We start from the raw sequence: 21,638 nt of genomic DNA on the forward strand, positions 1-21,638 counted from the left end.
TCCATCACTCGTACAAAGTGAGGTTGGTTTTCATGAGCAGGGAACGTTCTGCAGCATGGAAATGGGTTGCTGTATGTGTGTTGTCGGCCGTCGTCGGTTCTGGGTCCACGCTGGCCGTGCTGCCGTGGGCGACACAGCATCTGACGGGGGCGTCTCAGGCCGGAGCATCTCAGGCGGTAGGTTCTACCGCACCGAGCGCGACAAAGTCGACGCCATCGGCAATGCCGACGAGCGTGGATGTGAATGTGACGAGTGGCATTACACAGTTGGTCAAAAAGGCGTCGCCGGATGTGGTGGCCGTCGTGAATTACACCTCATCGCAAAACTTCTTCACACAGCAAAGCCAGGAACAAGAATCGGATATCGGAACGGGCGTCTTGATTGAGAAGGATGGAAATACGGCGTATCTTGTGACCAATAACCATGTGGTCGAGGGCGGCTCCAAGGTGAGTCTGGTGCTCCAATCGGGCAAACACATATCTGCGCAAGTCGTCGGTACCGATCCATATACGGATTTGGCTGTGTTAAAGACAAGCGCCTCCAACTTTGCCGGCGTCGAGCCCTTGCCGCTGGCGAATTCGGACAACATTCAGGTCGGCGAACCGGTTGTCGCCATTGGCACACCGATGGGTCTGGACTTTGCTGACTCCGTCACATCGGGCATTGTCAGCGCCAAGTCGCGGGAAATGCCGGTGCAAGAGCCGGAATCGCAACAGACGTTGGATTATCAGTCGGTCATTCAGACGGACGCCGCAATCAATCCCGGGAACAGTGGCGGTCCGCTCTTGAACATTGAGGGCCAAATCATCGGGATTACCAGCAGTAAAATCGCGGAAACCGGCGTGGAGGGTATGGGCTTTGCCATCCCGGCCAATCTGGTGAAGGTGATTGCCACAGAAATCATTCAAACAGGGCATGCCACACACCCGGCGTTAGGCATTGAGGCCTATCCGCTCGCGGAGGTTCCGCCTACGTATCTGCAGGGCGTGCCGACGGATACCGGCGTGTACGTGGTGAAGGTGACATCCTCCGCAACGAAGAGTGCCGGGTTAAAGGCTGGCGACGTCATTGTGCGCATCAATTCGACTGCGATTCAGGATACCGCCGATTTGCGGACCGCCTTGTTCCAGATGAAGCCTGGTGATAAAGTTCAGGTTACCGTCTACCGTGGCCAGAAGAAGCTGACGCTGACGATTCCCGTGCAGAAGATGGCAACGCCCAATGATGCGAACGGATCGAGCCAAGGCGGTGAAACACAAGGTTACGGAGCAGGTGGGGATTCGTCGGGTGACGGTGGCTATTCGGGTGCCCCGTTTGTCGGCGGATGGTAATGTATTGTGCGTCCGGACTATCGAAGAAAGGGCCGTGGAGTTATCCGCGGCCCGTCATGTCTAAGCGTCAATCTTCATCCTCGTCCTGGTCAGAGTCCTTGTCGTTTTGGTCTCCCGGCTGATGGGAGTTATCGGAGTGTTCTTCGGCGGTTCCCGACTTGTCCTCGGCGGGATGCTTTTGTTGTTCCGTGGTTCCGTCGTTATGCTCCCTGTCCGTCGTCTGGGTGATGGAGGCGGTGACGGCGCGCAGAGCGGCAGGCGGACATGGGATGGTGTGACAGCCGCCAGATGCCGAAACAGATTACGCTTGGCTATACGTGGTGTTGAACCAATGCGCCCATTCAAACGAGTGGTATGGTATAATGAGTTCGCATCATACGTGCTAGCGCGAAAATTCCTGCGGGAAAGTGAGGGAATTGGATGGCGCGAGGTGTTGGTCTGTTTCTCACGGCGCTGGTTCTCATGCTGGTCGGACTCCTCATGGTCGTGCAGCTACGGGGATTATGGGGATTTATGGGGATTATCCTGATGCTGTTGCCCGTCATCATTGGGGCGGGAGCGGACTTGTCGCGCAGCGGCAATTCGAATTAAATCGAGTTTACTTGTTGTTGGCCATAACGGCACGAGTCGAGCAACGGGCAGTTCGGGCATCTCGGTTTCGTCTGTCGACACAGTTGATTGCCAAGGGCATCGAGCAGCGCGTGATATTGATTGAATAGAACGACATCCTCCGGCAGGTGATTCAAGAACCAATTACGCATAACTTCGTAACCCGGATTTTCCGGGCTCATGCCTAGGCGATGAAAAATGCGTCGCGTGTATGCGTCAATGACAAATGTCGGTTTTGCGGCCGCGTAGAGGACAATATCGTCGGCTGTTTCCGGCCCAATCCCGTAAATCGAGAGAAGTTCGGCGCGCAATTCCTCGGTTGGCAGAGCAAGCATCCGGTCGAGGTCAAATCGATAGTTCGATTTTAAGTGCTTAGAAAACGCCTTCAATTTTTTGGCCTTCACGCGATAAAACCGAGTCGGAATCAAACAGGACTCCAAGACGTCGAGGTCGGCAGATTCGATGGCCTGAAAAGATAACAATCCGTGGTTTTCCAGGGCATCAATCGCTTTGACGGTATTCGCCCAAGAAACGTTTTGTACCAGGATAGCGCCGATGACGATTTCTTCCCGGGTCTTTGCTGGCCACCATTTCCGATCGCCAAAGTGTTGAAAAAGGCGTGTGTAGATTTGCAGCATGTGTTCACGGGTACGCTTGTCCGGCGAAGCTGGAAACGAATTCGAGTGCGATTTGCCATTCATAGCTGACATTATAGCGCAATCACGGTGCCGTAAGCCCTCGAGAAGGGTACGACGTGGATGCGGTCAACCACCGAGGTCTTCGGAGAGCGCATTGGAAAGAGGGGATCGTCGATGTCGGTGCGTGTGAAACTCGTGGTGGCACTCGTACTGGTTGTCGGTGTGCTGGGCGCCCTCATCCGGACGGCGGTCACTCACGCGGCCACGTACTATGTGACGGTGGGCGAGCTGGTCACGCGAGGCCGCGGCGCTTACGATCAAGACGTGACCGTCAGCGGGAATGTGCAAGCCACTAGTGTCAATTGGCAAGCAGCCGCGCAAACCCTTCGCTTTACCTTGCTAGACGCGAAAACGAAGCAAACCCTGCCAGTCGTCTTTCACGGTCCAGAACCAGATGATTTTGCTAATAACTGGCCGGTCATCGTTACGGGCAAGCTGCAGCCGGACGGACATTTTCAAGCGCATACCCTGCTCGTCAAGTGTCCCTCTAAGTATGAAGCGAAAACACAAACGTACACGGCGACCTCGTGATACATAAACGGCGCGTCCGGCTAGGATTTGGCCGGGCAATAGCCCTGGGGCCTGGTCGCCAGGACAACAGTCCAGTGGACTGTTGTCCCGTATAGATCGGGCGATAGCCCCTGGGGGCCCTTTCCGGACAACCTCATATACGCATCTCGAACAACAAGGAGGTCTCTCAGTGTGGATTGGTGAAGTCGGACAGGCCGCCTTGTACGTCTTGTTGATTATCCTTGTCCTCTCCATGGCGGTGCAGGGGTGGGCGTCTGTGAAACCGAGTCCGAGGCGTCTCCATGCCGGCCGCATGCTGATGTTCGCTCAGTTCGGGCTGGCCGCCCTTGCGTCCGGAGCATTGATCGATCTCTTAATGACTGAAAATTTATGGTATACATATGTCGCGGAATACACGGGACCGCATCTGCCGTTGATTTATCGCATTGCGGCTTTTTGGGGAGGCAACGCCGGGTCTTTATTGCTATGGGTTTTTGTTTTGACTTCGTATGGAGGCGTGTTGGCGTCGCTCCGCCATGGCGACGACGCCCGAGTGATGCCCTTGGCACTGTGTATATATAGCGGTATCACCCTGTTTTACACCATCCTTGTAGTGTTTGTGGCCAGTCCATTCACACGCTTGGCGCATCCGGCGCAAACCGGCAATGACCTCAATCCGCTCTTGCAGAATCCTGGAATGACGGTCCATCCCGTAAACGTCTACTTGGGATGTATCGGTTTCACCGTACCGTATGCGTATGCCATGGCTTGTCTGTGGCTTCGGCGAACGGATGATCTCTGGCTGCGCATCAGTCGTCGCTGGTCGCTGATTGCCTGGCTGTTTCTCGGCATCGGCATCGTATACGGTGCCCATTGGTCGTATGAAGAATTGGGATGGGGTGGATATTGGGCGTGGGATCCGGTCGAAAACGCCTCGCTGTTGCCGTGGCTGACCGCCACCGCGTTTCTCCATACAGCCCATGCTCAGGAACGGCGAGGTCTGTTTCCACTCTGGAATGTCAGTCTCGTCTCGCTTACGTTCTTGCTGACACTCTTTAGCACGTTTCTGACCCGCAGTGGGATGGTTTGGAGCATCCACGCGTTCGCGGAGGGACCGCTTGGCATCAATTATTTAATCTTTATCGGAGTCGTTCTCGTATTTTCAGCGGTAACGATTGGGGTTCACCGAAGACACTTATCCACGGTCCACCGAGTGGAGGCTGTGGTCTCTCGCGAAACTGGGTTTCTCCTGAATAATGTTGTGCTGTTGGCGGCCACCTTCGCCGTTCTTTGGGGAACTGTTTTGCCGCTGGTCAGCGGCATCGTTACAGGGCATCAGATGGCCGTCAAGACCTCGTTTTATAACGCGGTTGCCCTTCCGCTCGGGTTAGCTGTGTTGCTGCTGATGGCGATAGGGCTGAGGGTGCCTTGGCGCAGGGCATCTGTCGGTGATGTGGTGCACAACACGTTCGGATCGGTCATAGTCGCCTTGGCCGTGACGGTGGCGGCCGTAGTCGTTTTGCACGCGTTTTACGGTCCGGTATCCATCACGGCATCGGTGGCTCTGTTTGCCGCGGTCTGGGCGATAATAAGCGCCCTTGCGGGGTTTGGGGAATCGGTCCGCGTTCGCATGGAAGCGACCGGGGAAGGGGCAATCCGGAGTGGTTTCGCCGTATGCCTTACCAACCGCAGGCGCTGGGGTGGGTACTGCGTCCACGTGGCCTTTGCGATGATGGCGGTGGGTGTCATTGGTTCTGGGTTTTATCACACAGATAAACAGCAGGCCTTGGCGCCAGGAGAGAGCACGACGATTGGAAATTATCAACTGACGTTTGCCAGCCTGGGGATTCAGGCCGGCGAAGGAACGCGACAGATGTATGCCAACCTGGTCGTGTCGCGTGACGGGCAGATGCTAGGAGTGATGCGGCCGGCCGCAACCTTCTACGACAACGGGGAGGCGCCGTTGACAAACATCGCCATCTACAGCCGTCCTTTGGCCGACTTATACGTCGCCATGATTGGGACCGCCGACGGGACGAAAGGCGTGTTCGACGTTCACATCAATCCGCTCGTATCGTGGATTTGGTGGGGGGGCTACCTGATGATTGCGGGAACACTGTTCAGTCTGTGGCCGAGCAGAACGAATGGGCGAGCACGTGTTGCCCGGCCGTGGCGAGGCCCGGGAGTGAACGTCCCATGAGGCCGACGCTCCACCTCCGTCTCGTGGTACAACTCACGTGCGTCCTGTTCGTTACCTTCGTCGGTGCGCGGCTCGGGTTGGAACCCGTGCCTGAGGCTGCCGCCGCAGTCCTGCGAGTTCATGATGAAAGCGCGTTTTTTATCCCGGACCACACCTCGCATCGTCTGAACGTGGTCATGCAACTGCAGATGGAAAATCCGAACACGCAGGCGCAAACGGTTTCCGTTCCCCTTCCCAAGGGGGCGCGCGTCATCCGTACCGGTGCTGCGTTGTATTCCCAACACGGTAGTCGTCTGTCGGTGGTGGATGGGGCGGAACCGGGCCACAGCACGCTGACGTTGACCTTTTGGCTGCCCTTCCCACGCGCGGGCAGTGTCGTCCTCAACCTGCGCCAGTTTTATCCGGTCGATACGATTCATCTCTATCTTCCGATTGGAGATACGGCGCTTTCGGCTTCTGAGTTGTCGACAGCGACCGACACCGTCTCCATAAAAGGCACTTCGTATCGCGTTTTCACCCATGCGGGGCTACCTGCGAATCAAGGGTTGCCGGTGAGCATTCAAGAGCTGCCTGCGGCTTCCGGAAAATCGTCCAACTTAGGTTTGCCCGTGATTGGGCGGACGGCCGGATCGACGGCGAATTCTCTGGAGGCGCTCGGGAATCTGGCCTTGGCAACCGTCATCTTTCTATTCGGTCTGTTGGGGGAAATCCGTGCAAAGGGGTAGCGTCGATGCTCGCGTTGTACGACGTGGACAAGGAATTTGATTTGCGCACTGTGCTACAGGCAGTCACGCTGGAACTCGCACCCGGACGATACTACGCGCTCCGTGCCCCCAATGGCAGCGGAAAAACGACGCTGCTACGGATTATGGCCGGCTTAACCCGGCCAACTCGCGGCCAGGTGCTGTGGTCGGGACGCAGACTCTGTGCCCGCGACCGAGGCCGTATGGGTGTCGTGTTGGAATCACCGATGCTCTACGGAGAGATGTCGGTGGTGGAGAATCTCACTTGGTTTGCACGTTTGTACGGTCTGCCCCATCCGGACGATCTCGCTCTCCGCTGGGTGGACGAGATCGGCCTCACGCATGAAGAGACCACGCGCGTGCGTGAGTTGTCCAAAGGTCAGCGACGACGCGTGGCCCTGGCTCGCGGCTTTCTGCATAGTCCGGAGTTAATGCTCTTGGATGAACCGTTTGACGGCCTGGACGACATGGGCAGCCAGTGGCTGGAGCAAAAACTGCGGTCGTTTTGCACGGCCGGCAAGACCGTGTTCATGGTGACCCACCAGACTCGTCAACAGGTGCAGGCGGATGTTGAGCTAACGCTCGTCGGTGGACGGCTTGAGGTGATCGATTGACGACGCTGCGCGTTTACCTGGGACTGGTCAGCAACGATTTACGCCTCGAATTTCGCAATACACGGGTGTTGGTTCTCACGCCAACTATCGGGATTTTGCTGGTTCTCATCGTCGGCATGGCGCTGGGAGGGCCTGCCCGTCTCCCGAATGAATGGGCGGCTGGCCTGTTGTGGGTGGTTATCTTTTTTATGACCGCGGTTACCGCCCAGTCGCAAGAGGCGCGGGACGTGGAGTTCGGGGCGCGGGAGGCCCTCTTTATGCTGCCGGTCGACCGGAGCACCGTATATTACGCTCGCTGGACCAGTGCGGTGCTGTTCTTGTGGGTGGCCGAGGCACTGACCGGCGCTGCGTGGTATGTCCTGCTCCACTCCACGTGGCCGAGGCGTTCCCTTCCTTTTCTTTTTGTTTTAGCGGCAGGAGGTGTCTGCCTGTCTGGAATCAGCCGCTTTTTGATTAACATCCTCGGCGCTAGTTCGCTGCGCGATGTGTTGTTCCCACTTTCCCTGTTACCGCTGGCCGTGCCGCTCCTGCTTGCGCTGGTTCGTTTGACGACCACTACCTTGGCTGGAGCCCCGCTACCGCTGATATGGGTGGAGGTCATCGTTGGGTATCTCGTCGTCTTCGGCGTCTTGCCGTGGTTGGTCTATGAGATTCTGTTGGAGGTGTGACATGAAACGGGATGTCCTCTTGCTTGCCGTCACGGGGATATGGATGCTCATCTTTCTGTTTTTTGCGCTTATCATCTCGCCGCCTGAGCAGCACATGGGGGACCTTGTCCGCATCCTGTACTTCCACGTAAACAGCGCGTGGACGGCCTTATTGGCGTTTTTTACAACTTTTCTCGCATCGATTGGCTACCTCGTTCGGCGCAAGCCTATGTGGGATGTACTTGCCGCCAGTGCCGCCGAGATCGGCGTGATGTTCACCACGTTCACGTTGATCACGGGGTCCCTGTGGGGACGGCCGGTATGGAACACCTGGTGGACATGGGACCCACGACTGACCACCACGCTCATCCTTTGGTTTCTCTATGTCGCTTACTTGCTTCTTCGGCAGACCATTGACGGCCTGGAGAGACGGGGACGAGTGGCCGCGGTGTACGCGATTGTGGCTTTCGCAGATGTCCCCATTATTCACGAGTCGGTCACCTGGTGGCGTTCCATTCACCCGACGGTCATTGATGACAGTGGGTTCCATATGCCGGCCTCCATGACCATCCCGCTGCTCATGGGAGCAATGGCGTTTTTCCTGCTGTTTGGTCTCCTGCTCTGGCTTCGCTGTCGGTTGGAGTGGACTCGGCTCGAGGTATTACGCATACGGGAACAGGTTCGCCACAAGGAATTCAGGCCAAAGACGCTTCATAAGGGGGTGCAAGTATGAATGATTCGTTAATTTATCTGTGGGTTGCCGTCGCGGTGGTCTGGCTGGGAACCTTGGCATACGTTTGGACACTCATCCGACGTCAAGTTGCGGTGCGCAAACAACTCGAACAAGTCCGTCGGATGCTCAATCCATACCATGCCCAGGAGGCAAGGGGCGAACGGGGAGGCTGAAGCATATGTTACACCGGGGTTGTTGACAGAGGGAGAAGGTGATTCCGGTCATGTTGGCGCAAGCGCCGGTGTCCATGCAGATTGGCCTGGTGAAAGTGGGAGCTATGCAGTCGGATGCGAGGATCTTCTTTGGTCAGAATGTGCAAAACGGGTGGGACAGCCATTCGAAATCCAACACAGCCGGAGCTTCCCCCGCGGGAGATGGGAACTGCATCCCAATATATTACAATTTTATTTTCGATCCGGATGTCATCGACGTCCCTATCAACGATCAGGATATCAAATCGCCAACACTGGCGCACATCATGGGAGTGTGAGGAGATGCGCGTACAGATGGTGTTTAATATCGGCTATATCCGCATCTCCAATATCGATTCCGCATCTGCGGTGAACTTTGGTCAGACGATGCAGCAAGATTGGCACAGCATCTCCAAAACCAATAGCGGTTACGGGAAGATTATCGGGGATGGTGCACAACTGGAACGAACACGAGCGCTTGTGCATGACCCGGATGGGGTTGACATGCTGGCGGCGGAAGAGTTGCGGTACAACGGCAAGGTACGCGGCGCAAGGCTACCCTTGTAGGTGATGGATGTGAATTCTTCTTGGTTTGATTCGATGCCCTATTTTCAACAAATGACTGACCAATTCCGGCAGATGTTCGGAGATGATTTTGTTCGTAACTTAATGAAAAGCATGCAGATGCCCACAGGGTGGCCGACTGGAGCTACGCCTCCGGCGACGGCGCCCCCCGGCACTGCGGCAGGAGGGTCTCCCCAGGGCATGGGCCGTGCAGCCGGTCCTGGCATCCCGGGCATGTGGAATCCCTTCGGGGAGAATGTGGGCGCTAGTCCCCAGACCACCGGATATCCACCGGTTGACGTGTACGAAACCAAGCATGAAGTCATTGTCATCTTTGAGTTGCCTGGGCTCCATCGCGCTGGGGATGTGCGGCTGGCGGTGTACCCGGATCGGCTTGAGGTCCGGGGCGAGATCGTCCGCCGTTATGACGGATTGTCAGGTCGAGAACCCGTGATTAGTGAACGGCGCATCGGCAGCTTCGAACGTGTAGTCCTGTTGCCCAGTCGCGTACGGAAGCAGCATGCGCGCGCGCATTACCGTCAGGGTCTGTTGGAAGTTCGCCTGATTAAAGAAGGAAAGACGGGGGAAACGGACGCGAACGTCATCGATGTCGACTTTCTGTGAGGTCTCTGACCTTGACGACCATCGCCACGGTTTCGACGCTGTTTCCCCACTTTGGCTTGTCCTAGCATTGGCACCATGCACGCCCTCGAGATTTTACCCTCGTCGTGAATCGCCCAAATACAAAATTCCACCCTCAGGAGACACTTTGTCGCAGACTGTCTACCAACATCGACCAGGTTTGTTTATCGGACAGGCTGAGCGACCATACCGCCACACCGGCCAAACCGTATTCGCTCACTAGGTCTAGCTTCATGGCCAAGGTTTTTGCGGTGTCATACCAACCGATTTCGTATCCATCGGGTTTCGGATAGCGTACGGTGGCGACGCCCAGCTTTGCATCCCAGCGGGCTGTCGCATGGTGAATACGCAACACGTCATCAATGTTCGGCAAAGCGACGGCCGTATCCTGCACCCAACCGCTGTTGTGCACATACCAGAATCGTCCGTAAAACGGAACCCCCAAAATGACCTGATTGGCAGGCACACCTGTGTTGAGCAGGTCTTCGACCGCGCGGGTGACCCAGGGAACATCCGCCACTGGCCCTGGCGTCTTGTCTCCGCCCCAGTGTTCGTCATAGGCCATCAGGGCCACGTAGTCCGCGTTCGCTGCCAGCCCAGCATGGAAATAGGCAGCGTCATCGTGAAGAAACACGATATCCGTGGTTACGTCGACCGATAGGGTCTTATGCATTGGGGCCAAGGCTGCATGCAGTTGACCGACGAACTTAGTAAAATTATCCTGATCGGCGCTGTAAAGATTCTCAAAGTCGACATTGATTCCGTCCAGATTCTCTGTTTTTACGAGTTGCACCAGCTGGTTGACGATGCGTGTCCGAATGGCTGCCGATGACAGCACCTGGTGCGTGAGGTTGGCACGAAATTGGTTATCCACGAGTGCCCAGACGGAAATTCCGTGTTGGTGTGCGTAGTTGACTACCTCAGGTTGAATCCGATTTGTGACCGTACCGTTCTCGGCCACGCTCAACCACTTCGGACTGATGACCGTGATTCCGGGGCTTTCTCGAATCATTTCAATGGTGGCTGATGTGGTGTTGTATGGAATCCACCCGAGCGCGATTCGCTTCTGCTGTGGGTTCTTTCCTTCCCATTGGGTAATGGTCTGAAACAAACTGGCTTGGGTTGACGTGGCTGCTGCATACGGAGTCCGAGTTGCGGGCAGTTGATTGGTGATCATGGCCAGGGGGTGCGTAAACGGTAAGTTCAGCACTTGCCCGAAGGCCGCAATCAGATTATGTTGCTGGGTTTGGTCCTGCTTCTCATATTGCGAGGTTCCGACCCACTCCGTTACAACGGCGCTGGCCAATCGCGTCGCTTCCAACTTTGCCGGACCTTCTCCGATCGATCCACCATAAATCCAGGCCACTCCACCGATACATCCAAGGAGAATTGCTATCAGCACTATGCCGGTGAGCGTCAACTCAATCACGGGGCTCCTGTATCGATGCCGCATCGTTTCCCTCCTCTGAGGCGTGGTTACGCGTAGCCACGTACCAACTTGCTTTACTCTATGACTCGGATTCGTAGTTTAGAAGAATTGCGTGGCCGGCACCGGATTGCGTATCATGAAGGTAAAGGTGGAAGTGGCCAATTTGCCGCCGAAAGGAAGGGGTCCTATGTACCCACAGCGCCTCTGCGATACAGTGGCCGTCTGTCCGATTGAGCTGCCCACCCCATTGCCCGTGGGCCCTGTGAACGTTTTCGTCCTCTGCGGGAAGGAGCAGTGTCTACTTGTCGATTGTGGTCCCCATTATGAGCCAGCGTGGCGTGCGCTCGGGGAAGGATTGGCCCACTATGGATTTTCGCTGTCCGACGTGACCGGAGTCGTGCTGACTCATGGTCATGTCGACCATGTCGGGAATACTCGGTATTTTCAAGAACGCGGGGTGCCAGTGTACAGTCATCCGCGGGTTTCCGGTTGGCTGGACCCCGGCGGGGCGGAGGACCAATATCGAGCCGACTTCTATCGGCAGCTTTATGCCGACATGGGAGTCCCTCCTACCGTGGCGGAACAGGCGTTGCGCCAGCTTTTTTTGTTTCATCAATGGAACGACCGGTCGGTAGTGACACACCCCATCCAGGAAGGAGACCGGCTCCCGCCGCTGCCTGCCTTCCACGTCCTCGAGGTGCCCGGGCACGCTCAGGCGGCGATTGCCCTGTGGAACGACGAGACGGGCGACCTGCTGATCGGGGATCAGGTACTGCCGCACATTTCGCCAAACCCGATTATCGAACCCCTGCCCGGGGCGGAATCGGGCCGACAGGCGATGCGCAGCCGGAGTCTCGTGGATTCCATACGGACGTTAGAGCGGCTTGTTCAATTGCCAGTGGAAAAAACGTACCCAGGGCACGGTCCCGTAATTGTCGATACGGTGCCACTGATTAAGCGGCGGCTCAAGGAGGCAGAGGAACGGAAAACGGTGGTTTGGGAGCATCTGCAGAGGATGTCTCCAACCACGGCATACCGGTTGGCGGGGGTGTTGTTTCCGAAACACGCGGATCAGGTGTCGCTGATTCTCTCGGAGACCTTGGGTTATCTCGATTGGTTGCTGGAAGAAGGACGTGTGCATGCGTGGCAGGATGCGGATGGGGTCTATTGGTGGGAGAACCATTGACAGCATTGATAGGGGTCAATCCGACACGCGTTTGTAGGGCTCGGCTATACTCTGCGCTGCGTCAGGCGGGAGAGAAGGGGAATCAAGGGACTGGGGGCGGTGATTGCGCACCGCTCCCTTGTTCCGCGCCATGGGGTATGCTTTCGAAGCTTCCCCTGAGAGCAACTACTCTGTAGACTTGTCCAATCCGCTCAAGGCCTCGGGATTGGCCTGCCAATCGGCCTCCCCATCCGCATAAAACTCCTTTTTCCAGATGGGGACCTCCTTCTTGAGTCGATCAATCAGGGTACGCGCCGCAGTAAACGCCTGTGCGCGATGCGGTGCCGAGGCTGCGCAGATGACGGCGACATCTGTCGGCTCCAGACGCCCAACACGGTGCCACTGCAACGTCCATACGTCGGGATGGGCCGCTTTGACCTCATGCTCAATCTTTCGCATTTGGGCGAGCGCCATTTCCTCATACGCCTCATATTCCAAATGGCTCGTTTGCCGGCCACGGGTCCATTCTCGTACGGTTCCAACAAACAGGACGGTCCCGCCATGATACACACTCTCCAGCTGAGAAAACGCCTTATTCAGGTCAAGGGGATGGGGACTGATAAAACACGACGGGAGCGTCTCCCCGCCGCTGACTGGTGGAATCACGCCCACTTCATCGCCATCCTGGACAATCGTCGCGTCGTGCGCATAAGAACGGTTGACCGCCATCATGGCCTGCGCAATGTCCCGACTCGCCGCAGGATAACTATCCATCAGTTGTTGGCGCAGTTGCAGGATGGACGTGCCGGAAGGTACATTCAGAGTAAGTTCACGCTGTTGAATCATCTCTGCGATTCCCGCGAATAAGCGGACACGGATTTTCACGTCCCATCACCTCAGTGTGACGATATCATATGTAGACGGTCGCGTCGACCACACGCTTTCGACGTCGACTGCCTGCTTCAGGAGGAGATAAGATGCAGGATAAAGGTCTCACACACTTTGATAAAGATGGTCGTCCGCGTATGGTGGACGTGAGCGAGAAACCCCCCACTCAGCGCGAGGCAGAAGCGGAAGCGCGGGTACGGATGGCCCGGACTACCCGGCAGCTGGTTGAAGACCGGGCTCTCGCCAAAGGGGATGTGACAACGGTTGCCGAGTTGGCTGGCATCATGGCCGCCAAGCGAACGGCTGACTTGATTCCCCTATGCCATCCCTTGCCGCTGACTAAGGTGCATGTCACCTCAGGCTGGTTGCCGCAAGAGGATGAAAACACGGCGGTGTTGCAGATTCGGGCTCGTATCCGTACCACCTATTCCACTGGGGTCGAGATGGAAGCCCTCACCGCGTGTAGCATCGCCGCCCTTACTGTATACGACATGTGCAAGGCTGTAGACCGAGAAATGACGATTGAATGCATCCGACTGCTCGAAAAATCGGGCGGCCAAAGCGGCGAGTTCCGCCGTTTGGATTAGCTTGTGACGCTGGATTTGCGGCCGCGCCTGACCACTTTCCCGCGTTTTTTGTCCCGGTAGTACACGAAACCGCCTAACCAGCCAGTGGACGCAAAGCCTAAGAGCAAGCCGAGCAGGCTCCACAAGGCATCGCTGGCATGCCCAAACGCCAACCATTGCTCGACGTGCACGCGAAACAGATTGAATCCTTCGCCGGCGAGCAGGAAGACGATAAGTAAAATTGACCACGCGGCCATGGAGCGCAAGGGCATTCCGTCCTTTCCAAGGGTACTCTGGTGACGCCGGGTATCGTGCAAGGAGTAGAAATATACGTTGAACACTACACCTTGTCGCAAATTTCGGTTTCATTCTATCATATCTGCATATCGGTCGGTGAGAGAAGGGGGTGCTGTCCTTGAACACACGGATCAAGCAGGACGCGGCTCTGTGGGGAAGCCTGGAGGTGGGTGGTCCATACGAGCTGCAAAGGGTGCTTGAGGCAGTGATTCAAAGTACGCAGGACGCCATTTCGGTGGTTGACAGGGATGGCATCGGGATTCTGATTAATCCCGCCTACACGCGGCTCACCGGTCTGGAACCGGAAGATGTCATCGGGAAACCTGCGGATGTCGATATTGCCGAAGGAGAAAGCATGCACATGCAAGTCCTGCGCACGGGTAAGCCGGTCCATGGCGTGCCGATGAAAGTCGGGCCCCATAAGCGGGAAGTCATCGTGAATGTGGCACCTGTTTATGTCGGCGACGAGTTGTGGGGCAGTGTGGGCGTCATTCACGATGTTTCCGAGATCCGTCGCTTGACGCAGGAGTTGGAAAAGGCGAATCGACTCTTGCGTTCGATGCGCGCCAAGTATACGTTTCAGGACATTATCGCCCGCCAATCTCCCCTTCGGGTGGCTGTGGAGCAGGCGCGCCGTGCCGCACAGGCGCCGGTTCCCATCTTGTTGCGCGGAGAATCTGGAACAGGCAAGGAGCTTTTTGCGCACGCCATTCATCACGCGAGTTCGCGCCGGGAACAAGCGTTTGTACGGGTGGATTGTTCAATTCTGAACGAGCGGCAGCTGGAGGCCGAGTTGTTCGGGGTGGAAGGAGACAAAATGAGGTCGACAATCCCCAGTCGGCCAGGGTTGTTGGAGGAAGCCTCCGGGGGAACGGTCTTCTTGGATGAAATCGGGGAGATGCCGCTATCCGTACAGAGCAAACTGGTACATGTCCTGCAGAGTGGAGAGGTTCTCCGGGTCGGAGGGCACAAAGCCATTCCGGTTGACGTGCGGCTGATTTCTGCGACACGCATCAATTTGGAGCAAGCTGTAGCGCAAGGGCGGTTTCGCGAGGATCTGTATTATCGCTTGAATGTGTTGCCGATTGTGCTGCCCCCCTTGCGCTATTGCAAGGAGGACCTACCGGAACTCACGATGCACATCATTCAAAAGCACAACCAGATTTATGGCCGCAAAGTAGAGTCCATTAGCAAGCCGGCTCTGCACTCCTTGCAGGCGTATGATTGGCCAGGGAATGTACGGGAGTTGGAGAATGCAATTGGCCGCGCGATGTTGAATATGGGATTTCAAGAGACGGTGATGGGGGCACAGCACCTACCCCGTCTATCTGTGCCGGAGTCTTCGGAATTCGCGTCCAGGCCGCCGCTATGGACCGGGGGAGGGTGCACCTTAGGTGAGTTGGTACGCCAGTTCGAGCGCCAAGTCATCGAGGATGTGCTGCGTCAAACCGGGGGCAACAAAACCGAAGCGGCAAAACTTCTTGGCATTTCTCTGCGCAGCCTATATTATAAAATAGGAGTGGAATCATCCTAAGGGGGCCGATATGCCATAAATATGTACGCGGAGTTTTCTGAAAGCGGTTGCATGCAAAAATTTGCGCATGTGAAGAACTTTGCAACGAGACCAATTAAGCACCGGTAGACGGGACCGGTGTCCGAGCGGAAAATCCTATAATTATATTTTTTGTTTATGTGTGGTAATCATGCTACCATGAAGTTACCAAGTGTGGTCAGTCTGGAGGGCTCGTTATGGATTTATTTGCTTATCTGGAGCGTTACGACTATGAGCAGGTGGTATTTTGCTACGATGAAGCGTCCGGGTTGAAGGCCATCATTGCCATTCATGACACGACATTAGGTCCGGCGCTGGGCGGGTGTCGAATGTGGACCTATGCGTCCGAAGAAGAGGCCATCTTGGACGCATTGCGATTGGCCCGGGGGATGACGTATAAAAACGCCGCAGCGGGATTGAACCTGGGTGGCGGAAAGACGGTGATTATCGGCAACCCGAAGACGGATAAAAGTGAAGCCATGTTCCGGGCGCTGGGAAGATACATTCAGAGTCTCAACGGACGCTACATTACCGCCGAAGACGTTGGGACGACGGTGCACGATATGGACCTTATCCGCAAAGAGACCACGTATGTCACTGGCATTTCGCCGGCGTACGGATCGTCCGGAAACCCGAGCCCCATGACCGCCCTTGGGGTGTTTCGCGGCATGCAGGCGACTGCGAAGGTAGCGCTGGGGTCTGCTGACTTGGCGGGGCGCAAGGTGGCTATCCAGGGGCTCGGGAGTGTGGGCTATGCGCTCGCCGAGTATGTCCATCACGCGGGCGGACAATTGATTGTCACAGACATCAACGAGGAGGCGGAGCGCAGGGCGGCCAAAGAGCTGCAGGCGGAAGTGGTCGGCCCGAGTGAGATTTTCGGCGTTGCATGTGACATTTTTGCGCCCTGCGCCCTTGGTGCCGTGCTCAACGACGATACCATTCCGCGGCTGCGCTGCAAAGCGATTGCCGGATCGGCCAACAATCAGCTGGCCGAAGCTCGGCATGGCGACCAATTGCACGAAATGGGGATTCTGTACGCGCCGGATTACGTGATTAACGCTGGTGGGGTCATCAATGTAGCGGATGAACTGGAAGGGTACAACCGCGAACGGGCGCAGGCGAAGGTCGAACGGATTTACGACATTATGCTCGAGTTATACGAGGTGGCAGAACGGGAGCGGATCCCCACGTATCAGGCGGCAGACCGCATGGCCGAAGCTCGGATTGAACAGCTGCGGCGCGTGAAGAGTACGTTTGTTCCGGGCGGCCAAACCGCAGCCGGGAGAGGGAGATAGACGCACCCACTGCGGACGAAGGAGGAGCTTTGGGATGGACGACCTTGAGTTAGTGGTTGTCGGAGGCGGTATCGGTGGCTACACGGCCGCGATTCGCGCTGCAGAGTCAGGATGGCGGGTGGCCGTGGTCGAGCGGGATAGGCTGGGGGGAACTTGCTTACATCGCGGCTGCATCCCGAGCAAATCGTTTTTACGGTCGGCGGAGGTCTATGTGACCGCAAAGACCGCCGCCGAGTACGGTGTGATGCATGATGCGCCGGTGTTTTCGTGGACGGCGGCGCGAGACCGCACGCGGACCGTGGTTGAGAGGTTGTATCAGGGGCTTCGTTTCTTGATGAAGCGGCATCGAATTGCGGTAATATCCGGAACCGGACGGCTGCTCGGGCCGTCGATCTTCTCTCCCCAAGCGGGGGCGGTGGCGGTGGAGGGGACCGATGGCGAGCGGAGTATTCTGACGCCAAGATTCACGCTGTTGGCCACCGGTTCGAAGCCGCGGCCGCTGTCCGGGATGCCGTTTGACCATGAGCGGGTTTTATCCAGCGACGACCTCTTGACGTTGGATGAACTTCCGCGGTCCGTGCTGATTGTCGGGGCGGGGGCGACGGGCGTGGAGTGGGCATCGGTGTTCAGTGACCTGGGGACAGCGGTGACGCTGGTGGAAGCGCAGGCCAACATTTTACCGGAAGAAGACCCGGATATCGCAAGGGAAATGGTCCGGTTGCTGAAAAAACGCGGCGTGCGCGTCTTGACAAACGCGTCAGTCCTGACCGAGACCCTGCGGGTTCTGCCCGATGGCCTCGAGGTTGACGTGACAGGCCCAGAGGATACGACACGCGTCCGGGCCGAATACGCTCTGGTAGCGGTCGGCCGCGACGCATGCGTCGATGACCTCGGCCTGTCGGCAGCCGGTGTCCGCGTGGGTCCGCACGGAATAGAGGTCGATGAGCACTATTGCACGTCCCAGTCTAACGTGTATGCGGTGGGGGATGTCGTCGGTCGACTGCAGTTGGCCCACGTAGCCGCCCACGAGGCGGTCCACGCGGTGCAGGCGATGACTGGCCAACCTCTGCGTCCGTTCGACTACATGATGGTTCCCCGCCCGACGTACGCTCGGCCGCAGGTCGCGAGCGTGGGCCTAACCGAACCCGCCGCCCGTTTAGCTGGGCGAAATGTCAAGATTGGAAAGGTTTCGTTTCGGGCGCTGGGGAAGGCGTGGGTGGAAGGGGAGGTGGATGGGTTCGCGAAAATGGTCGTCGATGCCGATTCGGAGGATGTGCTTGGCGTACACATCATCGGGCCTCGAGCCACCGACCTGGTGGCCGAAGGGGGGGCTTGCACTCCTGTTGAATGCGGCCCCGTCGGAAGTCGCGGCCATGGCGCATCCTCATCCGACGCTAGCCGAAGTTTTGGGAGAAGCGGCATGGGCAATTGAGGGCAGGGCCATTCACAGTTGACCCGCTCTGTGAGGAGGGTGACGAGGGTGCGGGTACCGCGTCACGTGGAAGTAGGGTTGACGGACGAACAGGTGCTTGACATGTACCGGTACATGGTACTGGCTAGAACCTTGGATGAACGCATGTGGCTGTTGAATCGAGCCGGAAAGATCCCGTTCGTGATTTCATGCCAAGGGCAGGAAGGCATTCAGGCGGGGGCAGGATTCGCGCTTTGTCGTGAAAGGGATTACATTGCCCCATACTATCGCGACCTCTGTCTGGTCCTGATTTTCGGGCATACGGCGAAGATGGAGCTGTTGGCCGCGTTTGGAAAACCGGAGGATCCCAACAGTGGCGGCCGGCAGATGCCCGGCCACTACAGTGACCGGCAGCGGCGAATCCTAAGCGGATCAAGCCCGGTGGGAACCCAGATCCCCCACGCGGTCGGTATCGCCCTGGCGTCGCGCATGTTGGGCACAGATGCGGTCTGCTTGGTGTCGTTTGGAGAGGGAACGAGCAATCAGGGGGATTTTCACGAGGCCCTCAACTTTGCGGGCGTGCACCAACTACCGGTCATCTTTTTATGCGAGAACAACAAGTATGCCATCTCCGTGCCAGAACACCGTCAATTGGCGTGCCGCAACGTAGCCGACAGGGCCCAGGGCTACGGCATGGAGGGCGTCATTGTCGATGGCATGGACGCCCTTGCCGTCTACGAGGCGGTGCACCGCGCTGTCGAAAAGGCGCGGCACGGCGGCGGGCCCACACTCATCGAGGCGAAGGCGTATCGACTGGTCCCGCATTCCAGCGATGATGACGACCGGTCATATCGAACGCGGGAAGAGGTCAATCACTGGCGCGAACAAGATGCCATTGTTCGAATGCGTCAGTACCTGATGAGCGTGGGATTGCTGAGTGAGGAGGCGGATGAACGCCTGCGGCAGGAGGCGCGGACCGAAGTGGATGTGGCCACAGAGTACGCGGAACAGGCACCGGAGGCGGGGGCAAGCAGCTTGCTGCGGCACGTGTACGCCGAGGAGGCGGTCTATCATGGCGACGAAGCTGTTCATTGAGGCCATTCGCGACGCGCTGGCGGGAGAGATGGCGCGAGACGAGCGTGTCTTTGTGCTCGGTGAGGACGTCGGCGTACGTGGCGGGGTCTTTCGTGTCACCCAAGGCCTGTACGAGGTGTTTGGCGAGTCCCGTGTCTTGGATACGCCCCTGTCGGAATCGGCGATTGTCGGGGTGGCGATTGGTGCTTCCGCAGCCGGCCTTCGGCCCGTGGCGGAAATTCAGTTCGCGGATTTTATCCTGCCTGCGATGAACCAAATTATCTCGGAAGCCGCCAAAATGCGCTATCGTTCCAACAACGACTGGCACTGTCCAATGGTGATTCGGGCGCCGTTCGGCGGCGGGGTGCACGGCGGACTTTACCATTCGCAGAGCATGGAGGCGTTGTTCACCCACATTCCGGGGTTGAAAGTGCTCGTGCCGGCCACTCCCTACGACGCCAAAGGGCTGCTCATCTCGGCGATTCGCGATGACGATCCGGTTCTCTTTTTCGAACACAAACGTCTCTATCGGTCTGTGCGCGCGGAGGTTCCGGACGAGTTGTTCACGGTGCCGATTGGCCAAGCGCGGGTTGCTCGGGACGGGGAAGACGTTACGGTGATTACTTACGGTCTGACGTTGCAGTGGGTCCTGGAAGCGGCGGATCGTTTGGCTGAGGAGGATGGGATTGAGACGCATGTCCTCGATTTGCGGACCTTGCGGCCCCTGGATGAAGGCGCTATTCTCAATGCGGCGCGCCGGACGGGGAAAGTCTTAATTGTGCACGAAGACAACAAGGTGTGCGGCATTGGCGCGGAGGTCTCCGCCCTCATCAGTGAGCGGGTGTTGTTTGATTTGGATGCACCCATAGAACGTCTAGCTGGTCCGGAAGTCCCGGCGATGTCGTTCGCCTCCACGCTGGAGCAGGCCTATATGCTGAGTGTCGACCGGATTGCGGCCGCCATTGGGCGACTGGCCCGTTTTTGACAGCGGACCCATTTCTGATGGATACTTTTTGTGCGGGTGCACGTTCGGCGCCCAAGCGGCGCCGAAGGGTTACATAGCGGAAGGGGGATTTTGATGACCGACGTACGGATGCCGCAGCTGGGCGAGAGCGTGACGAAAGGAACCATCGGTAAATGGTTGAAGCAAGTCGGGGACCATGTCAGTAAGTACGAGCCGCTGTTGGAAGTGATGACCGATAAGGTGAACGCGGAGATTCCTTCCGACTTTGCGGGCGTCATCACAGAAATCCTCGTTCCCGAGGGGGAGACCGTGTCCGTGGGAACGGTTATTTGCCGCATTGACCCAGATTCTCCGGAGGGTCAGTCAGACTCGGAAGAAGGGGAGGCGAGGAGGGATCAGGGGGACGCATCGGCCCCGGTATCCCAGGGCGTGGAACATGCGAAACCCGAGAGTCGCCACGAACAGAACGAGGCCCAAGCTTCGGTCCGGTACTCTCCGGCCGTCCTCGCGCTGTCCGAGAAGTACGGGATTGACCTGCGAGAGGTGAAAGGAAGCGGGGAGCATGGGCGGATCTCCCGCAGAGACGTGCTGAACTATGTCAACGCTAGACAGGCAAAAGACGCCTCCACGCGGTCGGAGGTGGAGAGCCGGGGAGCTTCCTCCTCGGCTTTGTCGGCCGCTCTGTCGGTACAGCCCCATGCGCCCGCAGAGGATGCGAGTCCAGCTGCAGATGTAACGATTATCCCGCCAAGCCCCGTACGCCGGACTATCGCGGAGCGGATGACCTACAGCGCATCGACCATCCCCCATGCCTGGACGATGATAGAGGTGGACGTATCTCGCCTTGTATCCCTCCACAAGCAGACGAAAGACTCGTTCTTGCGCCAGGAGGGTGTGAAACTCACGTACCTTCCGTTCGTTGTGAAAGCGGTTGCAGACGGATTGCGTAAATATCCACAATTGAACGCAGCCTGGATGGATGGCAAGATCCATCAATATACACGCATCCACATCGGCATTGCGGTCGCTACGGAGACCGGCCTGGTCGTGCCGGTGATTCGTGATGCAGACCGACAAAGCATTGTCGGCCTAGTGCATACCATCCACGCGTTGGTCGAACGGGCTCGCAACGGCCGCCTTACCCTCTCCGACATCCAGGGTGGCACGTTCACCGTCAACAACACAGGCGCATTCGGATCCGTTCTGTCCAAGCCCATTATTAATCCTCCGCAAGCCGCGATTTTGTCTATGGAGTCTATTCAAAAGCGCCCCGTCGTGATTGGCGACGGGATTGCGATTCGAGACATGATGAACCTTTGCCTGTCGTTGGATCACCGAGTGCTCGACGGGTGGGTATGTGGTCAATTTTTACAAACCGTCAAAGGGTGGCTGGAGAACTTGGACATACAAAGGTCATGGGCGTATTGAATCATATTCCGGAGGACAAGGGATGCCGCCATATCAGGCCCCCGCTTGGGAACCTACCTTGGCGGCCTTTGTTTTCCTGCAGAGATT

At 57.3% G+C, this 21,638-nt stretch carries 24 protein-coding genes; 20 read left to right on the forward strand and 4 right to left on the reverse strand.

Annotation, left to right across the window (positions count from 1 at the left end; all coding sequences use genetic code 11):
* Window positions 1–32: 32 nt before the first annotated feature.
* Together H522_RS18325 and H522_RS21485 are read left to right on the forward strand one after the other, a co-directional pair.
* Window positions 33–1,331, forward strand: coding sequence for a S1C family serine protease (locus tag H522_RS18325; RefSeq protein WP_051344057.1), 1,299 nt, complete (start codon window positions 33–35; stop codon window positions 1,329–1,331).
* 420 nt (window positions 1,332–1,751) lie between these two features.
* Window positions 1,752–1,922, forward strand: coding sequence for a hypothetical protein (locus tag H522_RS21485; protein WP_155836279.1), 171 nt, complete (start codon window positions 1,752–1,754; stop codon window positions 1,920–1,922).
* Here the strand turns inward: H522_RS21485 and H522_RS0108040 are convergent.
* The gene (locus H522_RS0108040) at window positions 1,919–2,641 is read right to left on the reverse strand and encodes an endonuclease III domain-containing protein (protein WP_051344086.1); all 723 of its coding nucleotides are present in this window, start codon (window positions 2,639–2,641) and stop codon (window positions 1,919–1,921) included. The genes H522_RS21485 and H522_RS0108040 overlap by 4 nt on opposite strands.
* Window positions 2,642–2,752: 111 nt before the next feature.
* Here H522_RS0108040 and H522_RS0108045 point away from each other — a divergent pair, with 111 nt between their 5' ends.
* From H522_RS0108045 to H522_RS18355, 10 genes are all read left to right on the forward strand, one after another.
* On the forward strand, window positions 2,753–3,169 hold the full coding sequence (locus H522_RS0108045) for a cytochrome c maturation protein CcmE (protein WP_026961926.1): 417 nt from the start codon (window positions 2,753–2,755) through the stop codon (window positions 3,167–3,169).
* A gap of 169 nt (window positions 3,170–3,338) precedes the next feature.
* Window positions 3,339–5,348, forward strand: coding sequence for a heme lyase CcmF/NrfE family subunit (locus tag H522_RS18330; RefSeq protein ID WP_051344058.1), 2,010 nt, complete (start codon window positions 3,339–3,341; stop codon window positions 5,346–5,348).
* On the forward strand, window positions 5,345–6,073 hold the full coding sequence (locus H522_RS0108055; protein ID WP_026961927.1) for a hypothetical protein: 729 nt from the start codon (window positions 5,345–5,347) through the stop codon (window positions 6,071–6,073). The genes H522_RS18330 and H522_RS0108055 overlap by 4 nt, the downstream gene beginning before the upstream one ends.
* 5 nt (window positions 6,074–6,078) lie before the next feature.
* Window positions 6,079–6,705, forward strand: a complete 627-nt coding sequence (ccmA, locus tag H522_RS18335; RefSeq protein ID WP_051344059.1) for a heme ABC exporter ATP-binding protein CcmA — start codon at window positions 6,079–6,081, stop codon at window positions 6,703–6,705.
* Entirely contained in the window at window positions 6,702–7,373 is a 672-nt protein-coding gene (locus H522_RS0108065; protein ID WP_026961928.1) for a heme exporter protein CcmB, read from the forward strand. Before ccmA ends, H522_RS0108065 begins: the two co-directional genes overlap by 4 nt.
* 1 nt (window position 7,374) lies before the next feature.
* On the forward strand, window positions 7,375–8,085 hold the full coding sequence (gene ccsA / locus H522_RS18340; protein ID WP_035453133.1) for a cytochrome c biogenesis protein CcsA: 711 nt from the start codon (window positions 7,375–7,377) through the stop codon (window positions 8,083–8,085).
* Window positions 8,082–8,258: a CcmD family protein gene (locus tag H522_RS21035; RefSeq protein WP_081411982.1), complete on the forward strand. Its 177-nt coding sequence runs from the start codon at window positions 8,082–8,084 to the stop codon at window positions 8,256–8,258. Before ccsA ends, H522_RS21035 begins: the two co-directional genes overlap by 4 nt.
* A gap of 50 nt (window positions 8,259–8,308) precedes the next feature.
* Window positions 8,309–8,575 carry a spore germination protein gene (locus H522_RS18345; RefSeq protein WP_051344060.1) on the forward strand — a complete coding sequence of 89 codons (267 nt, stop codon included), beginning with the start codon at window positions 8,309–8,311 and terminating at the stop codon, window positions 8,573–8,575.
* A 4-nt stretch (window positions 8,576–8,579) separates the two neighbouring features.
* Entirely contained in the window at window positions 8,580–8,843 is a 264-nt protein-coding gene (locus H522_RS18350; protein ID WP_051344061.1) for a spore germination protein, read from the forward strand.
* A 198-nt stretch (window positions 8,844–9,041) separates the two neighbouring features.
* Window positions 9,042–9,464, forward strand: a complete 423-nt coding sequence (locus tag H522_RS18355) for an Hsp20/alpha crystallin family protein (protein WP_051344062.1) — start codon at window positions 9,042–9,044, stop codon at window positions 9,462–9,464.
* Between the two features lie 133 nt (window positions 9,465–9,597).
* Here the strand turns inward: H522_RS18355 and H522_RS18360 are convergent, their stop codons facing one another.
* Window positions 9,598–10,935: a glycosyl hydrolase family 18 protein gene (locus tag H522_RS18360; RefSeq protein WP_051344063.1), complete on the reverse strand. Its 1,338-nt coding sequence runs from the start codon at window positions 10,933–10,935 to the stop codon at window positions 9,598–9,600.
* Between the two features lie 163 nt (window positions 10,936–11,098).
* Here H522_RS18360 and H522_RS0108100 point away from each other — a divergent pair, with 163 nt between their 5' ends.
* Entirely contained in the window at window positions 11,099–12,097 is a 999-nt protein-coding gene (locus H522_RS0108100) for an MBL fold metallo-hydrolase (RefSeq protein ID WP_026961929.1), read from the forward strand.
* A 165-nt stretch (window positions 12,098–12,262) separates the two neighbouring features.
* Here H522_RS0108100 and moaD read toward each other — a convergent pair whose 3' ends face one another.
* Window positions 12,263–12,961 carry a molybdopterin converting factor subunit 1 gene (gene moaD, locus H522_RS0108105; RefSeq protein ID WP_026961930.1) on the reverse strand — a complete coding sequence of 233 codons (699 nt, stop codon included), beginning with the start codon at window positions 12,959–12,961 and terminating at the stop codon, window positions 12,263–12,265.
* Between the two features lie 92 nt (window positions 12,962–13,053).
* Between moaD and moaC the strand changes: the two genes are divergently transcribed.
* Window positions 13,054–13,551, forward strand: coding sequence for a cyclic pyranopterin monophosphate synthase MoaC (moaC, locus tag H522_RS0108110; protein WP_026961931.1), 498 nt, complete (start codon window positions 13,054–13,056; stop codon window positions 13,549–13,551).
* Here the strand turns inward: moaC and H522_RS18365 are convergent.
* Window positions 13,548–13,787: a DUF2627 family protein gene (locus H522_RS18365; protein ID WP_245578060.1), complete on the reverse strand. Its 240-nt coding sequence runs from the start codon at window positions 13,785–13,787 to the stop codon at window positions 13,548–13,550. The two genes, moaC and H522_RS18365, sit on opposite strands and share 4 nt — an antisense overlap.
* A 158-nt stretch (window positions 13,788–13,945) precedes the next feature.
* On the opposite strand from H522_RS18365, the gene H522_RS18370 reads away from it, so the two are divergent.
* The 6 genes from H522_RS18370 to H522_RS0108145 all read left to right on the forward strand — a co-directional run bounded on the left by H522_RS18370 (window position 13,946) and on the right by H522_RS0108145 (window position 21,551).
* Window positions 13,946–15,361 (forward strand): sigma-54 interaction domain-containing protein, encoded by a 1,416-nt coding sequence (locus H522_RS18370; protein ID WP_051344064.1) that lies wholly within the window; start codon window positions 13,946–13,948, stop codon window positions 15,359–15,361.
* Window positions 15,362–15,576: 215 nt separating this feature from the next.
* A complete protein-coding gene (locus tag H522_RS0108125; RefSeq protein WP_026961932.1) occupies window positions 15,577–16,674 on the forward strand; it encodes a Leu/Phe/Val dehydrogenase in 1,098 nt (365 codons plus the stop codon).
* 34 nt (window positions 16,675–16,708) lie between these two features.
* Complete coding sequence (lpdA, locus tag H522_RS18375; protein ID WP_245578055.1) at window positions 16,709–18,106, forward strand: dihydrolipoyl dehydrogenase; 1,398 nt, start codon at window positions 16,709–16,711, stop codon at window positions 18,104–18,106.
* Between the two features lie 39 nt (window positions 18,107–18,145).
* Window positions 18,146–19,180 carry a thiamine pyrophosphate-dependent dehydrogenase E1 component subunit alpha gene (locus tag H522_RS18380; RefSeq protein ID WP_051344065.1) on the forward strand — a complete coding sequence of 345 codons (1,035 nt, stop codon included), beginning with the start codon at window positions 18,146–18,148 and terminating at the stop codon, window positions 19,178–19,180.
* On the forward strand, window positions 19,158–20,144 hold the full coding sequence (locus tag H522_RS0108140; RefSeq protein WP_026961933.1) for an alpha-ketoacid dehydrogenase subunit beta: 987 nt from the start codon (window positions 19,158–19,160) through the stop codon (window positions 20,142–20,144). Before H522_RS18380 ends, H522_RS0108140 begins: the two co-directional genes overlap by 23 nt.
* 93 nt (window positions 20,145–20,237) lie before the next feature.
* Entirely contained in the window at window positions 20,238–21,551 is a 1,314-nt protein-coding gene (locus tag H522_RS0108145; protein WP_342664390.1) for a dihydrolipoamide acetyltransferase family protein, read from the forward strand.
* Window positions 21,552–21,638 lie beyond the last annotated feature (87 nt).

It is taken from the genome of Alicyclobacillus herbarius DSM 13609 (assembly GCF_000430585.1).
In the GTDB taxonomy this organism is placed as follows: Bacteria; Bacillota; Bacilli; order Alicyclobacillales; family Alicyclobacillaceae; genus Alicyclobacillus_G; species Alicyclobacillus_G herbarius.